Annotated in this window: 15 protein-coding genes; 6 read left to right on the top strand and 9 right to left on the bottom strand. The window is 62.3% G+C overall.

Features of this window, described 5'->3' with window-relative positions:
- The first annotated feature begins 42 nt into the window (after positions 1 to 42).
- Positions 43 to 2,190, top strand: a complete 2,148-nt coding sequence (locus IE095_RS14520; RefSeq protein WP_189412388.1) for a malate synthase G — start codon at positions 43 to 45, stop codon at positions 2,188 to 2,190.
- 134 nt (positions 2,191 to 2,324) lie between these two features.
- Here IE095_RS14520 and IE095_RS14525 read toward each other — a convergent pair whose 3' ends face one another.
- Positions 2,325 to 2,576 (bottom strand): BolA family protein, encoded by a 252-nt coding sequence (locus tag IE095_RS14525; protein ID WP_189412389.1) that lies wholly within the window; start codon positions 2,574 to 2,576, stop codon positions 2,325 to 2,327.
- A 66-nt stretch (positions 2,577 to 2,642) separates the two neighbouring features.
- Here IE095_RS14525 and IE095_RS14530 point away from each other — a divergent pair, with 66 nt between their 5' ends.
- Positions 2,643 to 3,269 carry a J domain-containing protein gene (locus tag IE095_RS14530; RefSeq protein ID WP_189412390.1) on the top strand — a complete coding sequence of 209 codons (627 nt, stop codon included), beginning with the start codon at positions 2,643 to 2,645 and terminating at the stop codon, positions 3,267 to 3,269.
- Here IE095_RS14530 and IE095_RS18635 read toward each other — a convergent pair.
- The 3 genes from IE095_RS18635 to IE095_RS18640 are packed head-to-tail and all read right to left on the bottom strand — an operon-like array spanning position 3,266 to position 4,434.
- The gene (locus IE095_RS18635; RefSeq protein ID WP_189412391.1) at positions 3,266 to 3,433 is read right to left on the bottom strand and encodes a DUF2256 domain-containing protein; all 168 of its coding nucleotides are present in this window, start codon (positions 3,431 to 3,433) and stop codon (positions 3,266 to 3,268) included. The genes IE095_RS14530 and IE095_RS18635 overlap by 4 nt on opposite strands.
- Positions 3,434 to 3,435: 2 nt before the next feature.
- Positions 3,436 to 4,056, bottom strand: coding sequence for a thiamine phosphate synthase (locus IE095_RS14540; protein WP_189412392.1), 621 nt, complete (start codon positions 4,054 to 4,056; stop codon positions 3,436 to 3,438).
- A 51-nt stretch (positions 4,057 to 4,107) separates the two neighbouring features.
- On the bottom strand, positions 4,108 to 4,434 hold the full coding sequence (locus tag IE095_RS18640) for a TfoX/Sxy family protein (protein WP_189412393.1): 327 nt from the start codon (positions 4,432 to 4,434) through the stop codon (positions 4,108 to 4,110).
- Between the two features lie 47 nt (positions 4,435 to 4,481).
- Here IE095_RS18640 and IE095_RS14550 point away from each other — a divergent pair, with 47 nt between their 5' ends.
- Positions 4,482 to 5,228, top strand: a complete 747-nt coding sequence (locus IE095_RS14550) for an RNA methyltransferase (protein ID WP_189412394.1) — start codon at positions 4,482 to 4,484, stop codon at positions 5,226 to 5,228.
- 470 nt (positions 5,229 to 5,698) lie between these two features.
- On the opposite strand, the gene IE095_RS14555 is transcribed toward IE095_RS14550, so the two are convergent.
- The 3 genes from IE095_RS14555 to IE095_RS14565 form a co-directional block, all read right to left on the bottom strand.
- Complete coding sequence (locus IE095_RS14555) at positions 5,699 to 6,103, bottom strand: hypothetical protein (protein WP_189412395.1); 405 nt, start codon at positions 6,101 to 6,103, stop codon at positions 5,699 to 5,701.
- Between the two features lie 28 nt (positions 6,104 to 6,131).
- On the bottom strand, positions 6,132 to 6,413 hold the full coding sequence (locus tag IE095_RS14560; RefSeq protein WP_189412396.1) for a hypothetical protein: 282 nt from the start codon (positions 6,411 to 6,413) through the stop codon (positions 6,132 to 6,134).
- Between the two features lie 128 nt (positions 6,414 to 6,541).
- Positions 6,542 to 7,186: a pyridoxamine 5'-phosphate oxidase family protein gene (locus IE095_RS14565; protein WP_189412397.1), complete on the bottom strand. Its 645-nt coding sequence runs from the start codon at positions 7,184 to 7,186 to the stop codon at positions 6,542 to 6,544.
- A 293-nt stretch (positions 7,187 to 7,479) separates the two neighbouring features.
- On the opposite strand from IE095_RS14565, the gene ctaA reads away from it, so the two are divergent.
- Positions 7,480 to 8,628, top strand: a complete 1,149-nt coding sequence (ctaA, locus tag IE095_RS14570; RefSeq protein ID WP_189412398.1) for a heme A synthase — start codon at positions 7,480 to 7,482, stop codon at positions 8,626 to 8,628.
- The gene (locus IE095_RS14575; RefSeq protein WP_189412399.1) at positions 8,628 to 10,100 is read left to right on the top strand and encodes a carboxypeptidase M32; all 1,473 of its coding nucleotides are present in this window, start codon (positions 8,628 to 8,630) and stop codon (positions 10,098 to 10,100) included. Before ctaA ends, IE095_RS14575 begins: the two co-directional genes overlap by 1 nt.
- Before the next feature lie 51 nt (positions 10,101 to 10,151).
- Here IE095_RS14575 and IE095_RS14580 read toward each other — a convergent pair whose 3' ends face one another.
- Positions 10,152 to 10,514, bottom strand: a complete 363-nt coding sequence (locus tag IE095_RS14580) for a bactofilin family protein (RefSeq protein ID WP_189412400.1) — start codon at positions 10,512 to 10,514, stop codon at positions 10,152 to 10,154.
- Between the two features lie 156 nt (positions 10,515 to 10,670).
- The gene (locus tag IE095_RS14585) at positions 10,671 to 12,431 is read right to left on the bottom strand and encodes a PQQ-dependent sugar dehydrogenase (protein WP_189412401.1); all 1,761 of its coding nucleotides are present in this window, start codon (positions 12,429 to 12,431) and stop codon (positions 10,671 to 10,673) included.
- 203 nt (positions 12,432 to 12,634) lie between these two features.
- Here IE095_RS14585 and IE095_RS14590 point away from each other — a divergent pair, with 203 nt between their 5' ends.
- Positions 12,635 to 14,287: an amidohydrolase gene (locus tag IE095_RS14590; RefSeq protein ID WP_189412402.1), complete on the top strand. Its 1,653-nt coding sequence runs from the start codon at positions 12,635 to 12,637 to the stop codon at positions 14,285 to 14,287.
- Positions 14,288 to 14,424 lie beyond the last annotated feature (137 nt).

The raw sequence follows: 14,424 nt of genomic DNA on the forward strand, positions 1-14,424 counted from the left end.
AAAGGTCGGTCTAACCCTTGGGAAAAGCCGGGAGGAACGCAGATGGCACGGGTGACGCGCGCAGGGTTGCAGGTCGATCAGGCCTTGGCCGATTTCATCGAGGGGCAGGCCCTGCCCGGCACCGGGGTTGAGGCCGCAGCCTTTTGGGAGGGGCTTGCGGGGGGATTGGCGGACCTTGCGCCGGAAAACCGGGCGCTGTTGGCGAAACGCGATGATTTGCAGGCCAAGATCGACGCCTGGCACATCGAACGGCGCGGGCAGGCGCATGACCCCGCCGCTTATCAAGCGTTTTTGGCCGAGATTGGCTATCTTCTGCCGGAAGGGCCGGATTTCACGCTGGAAACCACGAAGATCGACCCCGAGATTGCGACGCTGGCCGGCCCGCAGCTTGTCGTGCCAATCAGCAATGCGCGCTATGCGCTGAACGCGGCCAATGCCCGATTTGGCAGCCTTTACGACGCACTTTACGGCACCGATGCCTTGGGCGATCTGCCCGTGGGCAAGGGTTTTGACCCCGCGCGGGGGGCGCGGGTGATTGCCTGGGCCAAGGCGCATCTGGACAAGGTGGCCCCCTTGGACGAGGGGCCTTGGGCGCAGGTGACGGGGCTGGCGGTCGAGGGTGGCAAGCTGGTGGCCGAAGGGCCTTGGGGCAAGGGGCATCTGCTGCATCCCGAACAGTTCGTCGGCTGGCAATCGGGCGAGGTGGCCCCCTTGCAGGTGCTGTTGCAGGCCAATGGTTTGCGCATCGAAATTCTGGTGGACCGCAGCACGGCCATTGGCAAGCTGCACCCGGCGGGCATTTCCGACATCTGGCTGGAGGCGGCGGTGTCGGCGATCATGGATCTTGAGGACAGCGTGGCAGCGGTCGATGGGCCGGACAAGGCGGCGGCCTATGCGAATTGGCTGGGGCTGATGAAGGGCGATCTGGTCGAGACGTTTGAAAAGAACGGCCAGACGGTCACGCGCAAGCTGAACCCCGATTTTGAATACAAGGCCCCGGATGGCAGCCCGCTGTGGGTGAAATGCCGGGCGCTGATGCTGGTTCGGAATGTGGGTCATCTGATGACGACGCCTGCGGTGCTGGACGCGAAGGGCCGGGAAATTCCTGAGGGGATTTTGGATGCTTTCGTGACGACGCTGTGCGCGATGCATGATCTGCAAAAGACCGGGGGGGCGCGGAATTCGGCGCAGGGTTCGGTCTATGTGGTGAAACCGAAAATGCACGGACCGGAAGAGGTGGGCTTTGCCTGCCGGATTTTCGACCGGGTGGAACAGGTGCTGGGTCTGCCTGCGAACACGGTCAAGCTGGGGATCATGGATGAGGAACGGCGGACATCGGTGAACCTGAAGGAATGTATCCGGGCGGCGCGGGCGCGGTTGGCGTTTATCAACACGGGGTTCCTGGACCGCACGGGGGATGAAATCCACACCAGCATGGAAGCGGGGCCGATGGTGCCGAAGGGGGCGATGAAGTCCAGCGCCTGGATTGCGGCATACGAGGCGCGGAATGTGGAAATCGGCCTTTCTTGCGGGCTGAAAGGCGCGGCGCAGATCGGCAAGGGCATGTGGGCGGCACCGGACCGGATGGCGGAAATGCTGGCGGTGAAGATCGGGCATCCGAAGGCAGGCGCGAATTGCGCTTGGGTGCCTTCGCCCACGGCGGCGACCTTGCACGCGACGCATTATCATCAGGTGGATGTGGCGGCAGTGCAGGCGGGCATTGCCGCCAAGGGCAGGGTGGCAACGCTGGACGACTTGCTGACGATCCCGCTGGCAACCGGAAATTTCCCGCCCGAAATGGTGCAGGCCGAGGTGGACAACAACGCCCAAGGCATTCTGGGCTATGTGGTGCGCTGGGTCGATCAGGGGGTGGGCTGTTCCAAGGTGCCGGATATTCATGATGTTGGGCTAATGGAAGATCGGGCGACCTGCCGGATTTCGTCGCAAGCCTTGGCGAACTGGCTGCACCATGGGGTGATCGACATTGATCAGGTGCTGGAAGGCATGATGCGCATGGCCGAGGTGGTGGACCGTCAGAACGCGGGCGATCCAGCCTATCAGCCGATGGCCCCGGCCTATGACGGCGAGGCGTTCCGAGCGGCCTGCGATCTGGTTTTCAAGGGGCGGGTGCAGGTGTCGGGCTATACCGAACCGCTGCTGCATGCGGCGCGGCTAAGGGTGAAGGGATAGCTCTCTTTCGCCCCCCCACCCCTAACCCCTCCCCACAGGGGGGAGGGGAGCCTCTTCATTCAAGCCGTGCCACTTTTAGGATAGCGCGCCTTCCCCTCCCCCCTGTGGGGAGGGGTTAGGGGTGGGGGGGGCGGTCAGCCCGCATCAATCCCCAGCGCATGAATCCGCGTGTTCAGATCACCAATCGCATGATGCACTGCGCGGTGGCGCGCCACGCGACCCATTCCTGCCAGCGCCGGGGCGCGGATCAGCACATGGAAATGGCTTTCCCCCGACCCGTCATCGCCTGCATGGCCGTGGTGGCGGTGGCTGTCGTTGCGGATGTCCAGTTCGGTGGGCTGAAAGGCCGCTGTCAGGCGTTGTTGCAATTCCTGTTCAACTGTCATCCGACCCCCCTTCAATCTGCCGTCAGAATGCCTAGAATGTCGGCCCCGAGTCGGAAAGGCAAGCGCATGACCAAACCCCCGTTCGAGTTCGACATCCGTGTGTCTACGGACAAGAAACGCAAGAAAGTGACGCGTCGGGGGATGTCGGGGGCTTTTGACACCTCGACCAAGGTCTGCGAATTTCCGAACTGTCAGGAACAGGGCCTGTATCGCGCCCCGAAATCGCCCGATCTGCTGGATGAATTCTTCTGGTTCTGCAAGGAACACATCCGCGAGTATAACCTGAAATGGAACTTCTTTCAGGGCACCACGGATGAAGAATTCCAGAAGTTTCTGGAAAAAGACCGGGTCTGGGAACGCGAAACAAAACCCTTCAGCCGCAAGGATGACGGCAATGCCTGGGCGCGGCTGGGGGTGAACGATCCTTTGGAAATTCTGGGCGAAAAGGGCACGCGCAATGCGCCGCCGGTCGCCACCGCCACTCGCAAGCTGCCGCCCACCGAACGCAAGGCGCTTGAGGTGCTGGATGCGCGCGACACCTGGACCAAGACCGAAATCCGCAAGCAATACAAAAGCCTGGTGAAAGACCTGCATCCCGACATGAACGGCGGCAATCGCGATGACGAGGGCCGTTTGCAAGAGGTGGTCTGGGCCTGGGATCAGATCAAGGACAGCCGCTATTTCCGCGACTAGGGGGCAGGGCTTTTAGCCTTGTCTCGCCGCTCGTGCCGGCAACGGTCGGAACAATACCGCACCTCGTCCCAAACCTTTTCCCATTTCTTCCGCCAAGTAAAAGGCCGCCCGCAGCCTGCACACAGCTTTTCCGGCAGGTCGGCCTTTTTCGGCTTGCGGCCCACGGTTACCCCATCGCCGCCACAAGCGCCTTCAGGCGGGCCAGCGGGTCATCGCTTCCCCAGATCTCGTCCCCAATCCCGAAGAAATCCGTCATCCCCGCCAGTTCCCGCACCTTTTCCACCGACAGCCCCCCCTCGGCCACCACCGGCACTTCGATCATCTCGCTCCACCAGCCGAACAGATCGGCTTCGGCCATTTCCCCGCTGCCCAGCAAACTCGCCCCCACCGGACCAAAGGCCACATAATCCGCCCCCGCCTCGGCCGCCCCCATCCCCTCATGCCGACTGTTCCCGCAGAACGCCCCGATGATGGCATCCGCCCCCAGATCCTTGCGCAAGCTCCGCAGGTTCTTCCCCCCATCCGTCAGATGCACCCCGTCCAGACCCAACCGCTCCACCAGCAGCGCATGCTTTTCGATCACAATCGCCACATCCCGCTGATGCGTCACCTCCCGCAAGGCATCCGCCGCCCGCGCGATCATCTCTTCATCCCGCGTTGCCACCGCCAGCCGCAGGCAGGCCACATCCACCCCATCCAGCACCCGCCCCAAAAGGCCGGGAAACACTGCCAGATCGAATGTCGGCGGCGTGATCAGGTAAATCTGCGGGCGCTCTTCGTTCATCATATCCTCGGGCGTAAAACTTCCCCGCCCTTTACCCCCTTTTCCACCCCTTGGCTACTTCGCAGGCAGCCCCCTCACAAAAGCCTTTGCCCCCTCCAACAACCTTATCCGCAAATCCTGATCCTCTGCCCAATCCCGCCCCAACCGCACCCAGCCCTCCATCGCGCGTCCCCCCATTTCCATCGCCCGCACCCCTTCCTCCTCCAAAGCCCAACCGTCATTCCCCTTGCCCAGCCGCACCAGAACCCCATCCTCTTTCGCCCCGCATAAAAGATGCCCCCGCCACATCCAGCAGACGCCCCCGAACATCTTGCGCAGCTCCAACCCCTCCAGATCCCCCAGATCCCGCCGCACCAAAGCCTCCAACTCTTCGTCCCGCATCGCCGCCTCCTTGCCAGACCATTCCCCATAGCCTAACACCCCTTCCCATGCAGCAAAGCCCCCTCAACCAGCCCCATTTCGTCCTTGTCCGCCCCCAGATGGGCGAGAACATCGGTGCCGCCGCCCGCGCCATGCTCAACTTCGGCCTCGACCGCATGCGCATCATCGCCCCCCGCGATGGCTGGCCCAACCCCCGCGCCAATGCCTTGGCCTCTGGCGCTGGCCGCGTCCTTGATCACGCGGGCCTGTTCCCCGACCTGCCCAGTGCCATCGCCGATTGCGATTTCGTCTTTGCCACCACCGCCCGTTCCCGCGAATTGACCAAGCCCATCGTCACCCCCGAACGCGCCATGCAGATGACCCGTGCGCTGATTGCCGAGGGCAAGCGCGTCGCCATCCTGTTCGGCCCCGAACGTGCCGGGCTGGAAAATGACGATGTCGCCCCCGCCAATGCCATCATCACCGTCCCGGTGAACCCCGAATTCTATTCGCTGAACCTTGGCCAATGCGCCCTGCTGATGGCCTATGAATGGGGCCGTCAGACCGGCGACACCCCGCCCGAGGTCATGGGCCTCGCCCGCACCGATTTCGCCTCGCAGGTGGAGGTGGAGCGGCTGGGCGACCATATGGAAGAGAAGCTGGGCGAAGTCGGCTTTTTCTACCCCGCCGAAAAAGCGCCCGGCATGCAACTGGCCCTGCGGAACATGTGGGGCAGGCTGGGGCTGACGAAGGCCGAGGTGCAGACCTTTCACGGCATGCTGCGGCAGGTGTGGTATCATTTTGGGAAGAAGTGAGGGGGAGCCGATCTTACCCGACAGCCCGTAGTGCCCCTCCTCCCCACAAGGCGGGAGGACGGCTCTCGGCAGCGCGATGTCGTCCCTTGAAACAGAAGTTCATCGCGGCCCCCTCCCCCTCGTGGGGAGGGATGGGGTGGGGGGCGTGGTGCCAACGAAAGCCCTTTCCAAACCTCTCTGCCCATGCACCCATTCCCAACGCCGCGCATCTTCCGGCCCCGATACGCGCCGCAGGCGCAGGGGCCAGCGCCTGCCCGTCCCGGCGGGCTGGCGCTTGGGTGCGGTCAGCGCCTTGACCCGATCGAGGATGCACCGGGCACGATAAAGCGCGCCGACGGGCCGTTGCAGCGCCACCCCACGGACAGGCGCTGGGCCCGCTTGGCGAAGAAACTTAGTGAGAAGGTGCTTCGTCTGCCACCTTCATCATTTGCACGCAGACATTTAAGGCTTCAATTTTATCCTTAAAAAGATCAGGTTCTACGCTTCCGGTAGTCACTCCAAGCCTCAATGACCTGGTCCGTGAAACCTTGCGTCGCTTGCCCCAAATGTGTGCTACCCGCCCCAACGATCCACTTCGTATCCCCAGGAAAGTAGGCAACCGTTTGTTCAAAAAGGCAGACCCAGTGCTCGGCAGCGTCCAAACCCATCGGCGACCGTTCATCGAACGGCACGGGCAAGGCATTCACCGCATCCCAAGTCAAGCGCTGCTTCGCATGGGTAATGGCTAAGGCGATCACGCCGCATCGCATGGCTCCGGCCCTTTGCCCCATCTTGGCTGCGACGATGATGCCGGGGTGGGGATACTTCAGTTCCTGCTGACCAAAGCCAAAGCGAAAACCATGAACGGAACCCAAGCTAGGCAGTTGCGGCGACAAGGTCACACCTGCGCCAAGGCTCAATTCTTCAGCGCTCCAGCCCGAAAAATTCTAAGTCTTCATCCCGCATATCGCGCGGGTTCCCACACCATGCTTCTACAGGTTCGAGAACAGCCAATTTCTGCGCGGCCAACCCGGCCTTTCCGTTCTCTGTGCGCGCATGGACCTGCGACGATCTTGCCGAGGAGGCGGATTTGAGGACAACAAGCTTGCCGGATTTCATTTCGCGGGGAACCATCTTACCGCCAAGCTTTGACACCGGCCCACCCTTGGCGAAGCCATCGTTCAGCTTTCCAGTGTTGCGTGCCATCCTGCCAATCCTTCATCCTTGCCTTGATAGATAGGCCCAATACCCTTAACCGTCAACTAACGCAGAGCCGCCGCCCTTCCCGAGAAAGTTTCAATACCGCCCAAATTGGGCATCATGGTGGCGCACCCTCAATACATCGTCCGCCGATACTCCTCCTCCAACCCCGCATCGACCTTGTCCATCGGCTCCTCCGCCGCTTTCCCCGTCTGGTCCAGCAGCATCTGCATCAGCGACGGCATCGCCTTGCGGTCTTGCAGCGCGGCAGGGTCCCACAGCCGCGAGCGGCGCAGGGCCTTGGCACAGTGGATAAAGACCTCGGCCACCTGCACCACAATCGCCAGTTTCGGCGTCCGTCCATTCACCGCCATCGGTTCCAAAATCGCAGGGTCGATGGACAAAAGCGCCCGACCGTTGATCCGCAACGTCTCATCAAAGCCGGGGATCAGGAACAGCAGGCCGACGGAAGGGGTGGCCAGGATATTCGCCAAAGTATCCAGCCGGTTGTTGCCGGGCCGGTCGGGGATGGCCAGCGTGCGGTCGTCCAGCATCCGCACAAACCCGGCGGGGTCGCCACGGGGGCTCACATCGGCGCGGCCTTCGGCGTTCTGGGTGCCGATGCACAGAAAGGGCGCGCGGGTGATGAAATCGCGGGCGTGCTGGTCCAGATGGTACAGGCTTTTCAGGGCGGCCAAGGTGTGGGTCGGTTCAAACAACCCGCGCAGGGCGGTTTCGTCTTCGATGATGAAATCGGGATTGATCTGAAATTGGCTCATGCGTTTTCCAGTCGGATGTTGGCTGATGATAGCGTTAGCAGCGCTTGGCGGATCGGTCTACAAAAAGGCGTGCCGGGGGGTGGTCGTTCAATCCGCGGTAGGGTGCGCATTCATGGCGCACCACAGGCGCGCAAAACCGCACGCCGCCGCAACACCCCATTCACCATGCAAACGAAAACATTGAAAGCTGATAGAATTCAAAAGCCTAACGACGATTTCACGCGTGAAAAGCCAGTCTCCCTTGCCGTTCCCCATCCCCCAGCCTAGGTTGCCCCCAGATCAGGAGGCCGGTCATGGCAGCATCACCCACCCGCAAGATTTTCGAAGACGTGACCAGCAACGCCCCGCCCCCCGTGGGCGGCGGGATCGACCGCCCGAAAGGCGCGCGCCGGGGTGTGCGAATCTGGCTGGTCGGCCTGTTTTTGCTGGTCGTGGCGATGATCACGGTGGGGGGGCTGACAAGGCTGACCGATTCCGGCCTGTCGATCACCGAATGGAAGCCCGTAACCGGGGCCGTTCCCCCGCTGAACGAGGCGGCTTGGGAAGCCGAGTTTCAAAAGTATCAGGCAATCCCCGAGTATCAGCTCCAGAACAAGGGCATGACCCTCGCCGAATTCAAACAAATCTACTGGTGGGAATGGGGCCACCGCCAGCTTGGCCGGGTGATCGGTCTGGTTTGGGGCCTGGGTTTCCTCGCTTTCTGGCTGACGGGAAACATCCCCCCCGGCTGGACCAAGCGACTGCTTGGGGTCGGCGCCCTAGGCGGCCTGCAAGGGGCCATCGGCTGGTGGATGGTCGCCTCCGGGCTGAAGGGCGAGATGCTGGACGTCGCCAGCTATCGGCTGGCCATCCATCTGGGGCTGGCCTTCGTAATCCTCGGCTACCTTGCATGGTATGTCTTCCTTCTGGGCCGCAGCGAAACCGACCTCCTCCAAGCCCGCCGCGCGCGTGAGGCCAAGCTGTTCAGCCTTTCGACGGGCTTGCTCCATTTCACCTTCCTGCAAATCTTGCTGGGGGCCTTGGTGGCCGGGATCGACGCAGGGCGGGCTTTCCCGACATGGCCCCTGATGAACGGCCAATTCTTTCCGGCGGATGCCTTCTATGTGCCCGACCGGCCCGTCTGGGCGGCCTTCTTTGAAAATGCGGGGCTGGTGCAGTTCATCCACCGCATGTCGGGCTATCTGCTCTTCATCTTCGGCATCGTCGTCTGGCTGCGTGGCCGCAAGTCGGCCTATCGCGCGACCCGCCACGCTTTTCATGCCGTCATGGCGATGCTGTTGGCCCAGATGGGCCTTGGCATCGCCACGGTGCTGACCCTCGCTCATGTTCATGTGGCGATCACCCATCAGATTGGGGCGGTCATTCTTTGGGTGCTGATCCTGCGGGCGCGGCATCTTTCGCAATATCCTCAAAAGGGCTCGATCCGGGAAGGAACGGCATGATGACGGTCTATGATCAACTGATGGCGCATGAACGGCAGACCCAGCTTTTGGCCTCAGTCGCGGAACGGCTGGGCTGGGATCAGGAAACGATGATGCCCCCCGGTGCCGCCGATCAGCGGGGCGACGAAATGGCGGCGCTGGAGCTGGTCTTGCACGCGCGGCGGACCGATCCGCAGATCGGCGAATGGCTGGCTGCGGTGAAGCCGGAAGGGGCGGAACAGGCGGCGCAACTGGGCCATGTCCGGCACAGCTATGAGCGGGCGGTGAAGGTTCCGGCCCGTCTGGCCGAGGAACTGGCGCGGATCTGTTCCACGGCTCAGGGCGTCTGGGCCAAGGCGCGGGCGGAACAGGATGTGGCGGCGTTCTTGCCGGTTTTGAAACAGGTGCTGGCGCTGAAACGGGAAGAGGCGGCTTGTTACGCGGACAGCGGGCATGACTTGTATGACGGGCTCTTGGATGGCTTTGAACCGGGGGAAACCGGGGCAGGGCTGGCGGCCATGTTCGACCGGATGCGCCCGCGTCTGGTGGCCTTGCGGGGCGCGATCCTTGACAAACCCGCGCCCAAGGGCCTGACGGGCCATTTCCCCAAAGACAAGCAACTGGCCCTTTCGCGGGAACTGGCGCAGGCCTTTGGCTATGACTTCAATTTTGGTCGCCTAGATCTGGCCGTCCATCCCTTCATGTCGGGGCAGGGGGCGGATGTGCGCATCACCACCCGCGTCGATGAAAGCGATCCGTTCAACTGCATCTATTCGACCATCCATGAGGTCGGCCATGCGATGTATGAAGGTTCGGTTTCGCCTGCGTTGCGCATGACCCCGGCAGGGCGGGGCGTGTCGATGGGGGTGCATGAAAGCCAGAGTCGCATTTTTGAAAACCAGTTGGGCCGCAGCCCGGCCTTTGCAGACTGGCTGTTCGGGCGGATGCGCGACACTTTTGGCGAGGCGGGGGCGGCGGAGGCCACGGCTTTCGCGCGGGCGGTGAACCGGGTTCGGACGGGTTACATCCGGACCGAGGCGGATGAGATTCACTATAACCTGCATGTCATGCTGCGGTTTGATCTGGAACGGGCGCTGATCAAGGGTGATCTGGAGGTGGCGGACCTGGAGGCCGCCTGGAACGACCGCTACCAGGCCGACTTTGGGCAGGCGGTGGACAAGCCCTCGAATGGGATGCTGCAAGACGTGCATTGGTCGGCGGGGCTGTTCGGTTATTTCCCGACCTACACCTTGGGCAATGTCTATGCCGGATGTCTGCACAAGGCGCTGAGGGCTGAGCTTCCCGATCTTGATGCGCAGATGGCGGCGGGCGACATGAAGGCCGCAACGGGCTGGCTGCGCGATAAGGTGCAGGTCCATGGTGGCCTGTTCACCCCGCGCGGAGTGATTGAACAGGCGGCAGGCCATGCGCCGGATGAAGGGCCGCTGCTGGATTATCTTGAGGCGAAATTCGGTGCGCTTTACGGGTTGTAAGGCATGAAAAAGCCCCGCTGAAAGGCGGGGCTTTTCCGAATGGAAAGGCGATCAGCCCTTGGCGCGGGTGAACTTGCCCTCGATCGTGGCCCCGCTTTCGATGATCAGCGTCGTGTAATTCACATCCGTCTTGACGTTCGATGTCGAACGCAAGGTCAGCGACTTGCAACTGATCTTGCCGTTGGTTGTGCCCCGGATGTCCACGGTCTCGGCGGTGATCCGGCCTTTCAGCTGGCCGTCCTGCCCGATGATCACGCCTTGGGATTCGATTGTTCCATCGACCACGCCCAGAATTTCGACACTGCCATTCGCGCGAATGTCACCGACGATGCGCAGGTCGGCGGCCAGTACCGATTTGCCGCCCGGTTGGGCCGGACGTGTGGCGGGAAGGGTTTCGGCGGTTTCGGTGGACATCGACAAGGCTCCTACAGGCGGGACGGCTGGGTCACGCGGGCTTTCCGGCGATAAAGCGGCAGGTTTGGCGGATGGTCAAGGGGGAGAGGCTTTGCCGGGCCATGCTGTCGGCCCGGCAGGGGTTATTCCGGCTGATATTCGCCGGAAAGATCTTGGCTAAAGGATGAAGTCACCCACGCCGATGCTGGTGATCTTGGTATCGAGCAGCAGAATGATCATTTCGGCAGCCATGTCCGAATCCGTGTTCAAGAGCAGGCGGACATTGTCACCGGACTGGATCGCCCGCACCTGACCCGCCTTGGTAAAGGCGGCCTGACCGATGAACCTGAAATCCTGATCGCGCGCCAGCTCGCTGTTGGCGTCCAGTCGGTCGAGTCCGATCCGGTCGGCCCCATCGCCAAAATCGCGGATGCGATCGATCTGGCGCAGGTTGGAATCGCCCTGTTGGGCAAAGACGAAACGGTCGCCCCCGGCGCTGCCGGTCATCACATCGGCCCCGCTGCCACCGAGCAAAAAGTCATTCTGATCGCCACCGACCAAAGTGTCTTTGCCCGTGCCGCCCATCAGCGTGTCATTGCCCACGCCACCCCAGATCTTGTCATGCCCTTCGTTGCCCGTCAGCAGGTCGGCCCCGTCGCCGGCCGCCACGCGTGGGGTCAGGCGGAAAATCTCGCCGTCCAGACCAAGGATGTAAAGATTGCCGCGCGAATCCTCGCCGAAGGAGACGATCTGATCGACCGACCCGCCCAGTTCCAGAAGCTGCGCGGTGCGGTTGGCGGCGTCCTGTGCCTTGCCATCGACCACGCGGAAGCTCCACAATTGGTTGGTGACGAAATCGGCGTAGAAATAGACCCCCTCCATCCCCGGCCCTTGGCCGCGATAGACATAGCCGCCGGTGATGGAAAAGCCGCCGTTCGGGCCATCGACATGCGGATATTCGACCAAGGGGTCTGTCAGCCCGTCCGGCGCGGTGCCTTCATGCGGGTGCTGGCCTTCGCGCCAGTCCCAACCGTAATTCTCGCCCCCTTCGCTGTCGAAGGGTTGGAAATTGATTTCTTCCCATTTGTTCTGACCGACATCGGCGATGTAAAGATCGCCGGTCTCCCGATCAAACGAGGGACGCCAGGGGTTGCGCAGACCGGTGGCCCAAATCTCATCGCGGCCCGCGACGTCGGCATAGGGGTTGTCCTCGGGAATGGCATAGGCAAGGCCCGGGTCGGGCGGGCTGGTCACGTCGATGCGCAGCATCTTGCCCAGCAGGCTGTCCGTGTTCTGGGCGTTGCCGTCGGGGTCGCCCGAACCGCCACCATCGCCGGTGGCGATGTAAAGCATGCCGTCGGGGCCAAAGCCCAGCCAGCCGCCATTGTGGTTGCTTTCGCCGGGGTGGGGGATGGTCAGGATGACGTCAGTCGCAGCGTCAGCCGCAAGCGGATCACCCGCCGAGCGTTGACCGACGCGGATTTCCAGATCGCCGTCTTCATTTACCATATAGATATAGAATTTGCCGTTGGTGGCATAGTCGGGGTGAAAGGCCAGCCCCAGCAGGCCCTGTTCGCCATCCTCGGACATCTGATCGTTCGGAATGGTCAGGAAGGTGGATTTCGTGCCAGTCTCGGGATCCAGAATGCGGATCTGGCCGGTCTTTTCGACGATATAAAGATTGTCATTGTCGCCCGGCGCATGGGTCAGAAACACGGGCGCGTCAAAGCCATTGCCCACGCGTTCCGCGACGATCTTGCCCGTGCCTGCCTGTTTGTCGGCCGCGCCAAAACCATAGATGACATCATTGCCGCGCCCGCCCAGAACGGTATCGGCCCCTTCGCCCCCGGAAATCGTGTCATTGCCGCGCAGGGTGGAGATGCGGTCGCCTCCGGCGCTGCCGTCAATCTGGTCAGCCTTGTTGGTCTGGGTCAGCATGTCAGGGCCCAATGTGGGCATTGGTTTTGCCATCGTTATAAATCCTTTGTCTTTTGCCGCAGAAATTGGGCGATCCTTGCTGAAAGGTAAAGCAAATCTTGGCCGGCCAAGGGTCTGATGTCGCGGACAGGCGACAAGCGGCGCATCGGGGCTTGACCGAAGGCCCGCCGCGCCGTGAACTGGCGGCAGAGGAGTGACCGAGAATGCCCGAACTGATCCTGACGAATGCCCGTATCCTGACGATGGACCCCGCAAACCCAAGGGCCGAGGCGGTCGCCTTGCGGCAGGGCAAGATCCTGGCGCTGGGGGCAAGGGCGCAGATCGAGGCGCTGGCCGGGCCGGGGACGCAGGTGATCGACGCCAAGGGGCGGACGGTGCTGCCGGGCTTTGTCGAAAGCCATCTGCATCTGGTCTTGGGCGGGGCGGAACTGGCGCATCTTTATGTGGGGGGGGTGCGGGGCGTGGATGCCCTGCGTGCCGCTTTTGCGGGTTTTGCGGCGAAGAACCCAGATGCGCCGCTGTTGATGGCCCAAGGTGGCGACCACGCGATGCTGGATCACCCGATGACACGGGCCGATCTGGATCAGGTCTTCCCTTCGCGGCCCATCGCCATCACGGCGCATGACCATCACACTGTCTGGGCCAATACGGCAGCCTTGCGGGCGGCGGGGATCCTGCAAGGAGCCGTCATGCCGCATGGGCATGAGGTGGTGATGGGGCCGGACGGTCTGGCCACAGGCGAGCTGCGCGAATTCGAGGCCTTTGCCCCGGTGATCGCCTTGGGCGGCGAGGAACGCCTGAACCTCGGGATTGCCACGGGGGGCGAGCCTTCGCCCTGGCCCTCGGATGCTGAACTGGCGATTGACCGCGCCAAGGTGCTGCGCGGGCTGAAACATTGCGCGGCGCATGGCATCACCAGCATGGTGAACATGGACGGCAACCGTTTTACGCTGGAACTGCTGGACGGTCTGCGGCGTGAGGGTAACCTTCTGGCGCGGGTCAAAGTGCCCTTCCACTTCAAACCGCATATGGAATTGTCGGAGCTGGACAGGGCGGTCGATATGTCGATGGCCTTTCAGGACGACTTTCTAAGCTGCAACTTCGTCAAGATGTTCATGGATGGGGTGGTCGATAGCCGCACGGCGTATATGCTGAACGACTATCCCGGCCATCCGGGGCATCGGGCCGAGCCCTTGTTCCCGCAGGCCCGGTTCAACGAAATCGCCACAAGGATCGACGCCTTGGGCATGCAGATGGCGGTGCATGCCATTGGCGACGGGGCGGTGCGCACCACGATTGACGGCTATGAGGCCGCGCAAAAGGCCAATGGCCCGCGCGACAGTCGGCACCGCATCGAACATATCGAACTGATCGACCCCATCGATATTCCCCGCATCGGCGCCTTGGGCATCATCGCCAGCCTGCAACCGCCGCATCCGCCGGGGGCGATGGATTTCCCGTTGGAGCCGACCTTGCAGACGCTGGGGGCCCATCGCTGGAAGGACGCCTATCTGTGGAAGACGCTGGCGGGGCAGGGGGCAAAGATCGCCTTTGCCTCGGATTGGCCGGTCACCGATGTCAGCGTCATGCGCGGCCTTCAGGCGGCGCTGACCCGGCAGCCCTATCCCGGATGTGCGGATGAACGCCTGTCGCTGATGGAATCTCTGCACGCCTATACGGCAGGCGGCGCCTATGCGGCGCATTGGGATCAACTGACCGGGGTGCTGAAACCGGGTATGGCGGCGGATCTGGTGATGCTGGAAGGCGATGTCGAAGCGATTCACCCGGATTCGCTGGGGATAACCCCGGTAGCCCTGACCATCTGCGGCGGAAGGATCACCCACCAAGCGATTTGACCTGACATTCGTTCGGAAAATAAAGGTCGTAAATCAATAACTTGCGACATAATTTGAAGTTTTTTGCAAATTCGTTTCTTTTCCCTCTTGCGACTTCGGTGCGCCCTCCGTAAATACCGCCTCACCGAAGCGGAAGA

Source organism: Neogemmobacter tilapiae, assembly GCF_014652215.1.
GTDB lineage: Bacteria > Pseudomonadota > Alphaproteobacteria > Rhodobacterales > Rhodobacteraceae > Neogemmobacter > Neogemmobacter tilapiae.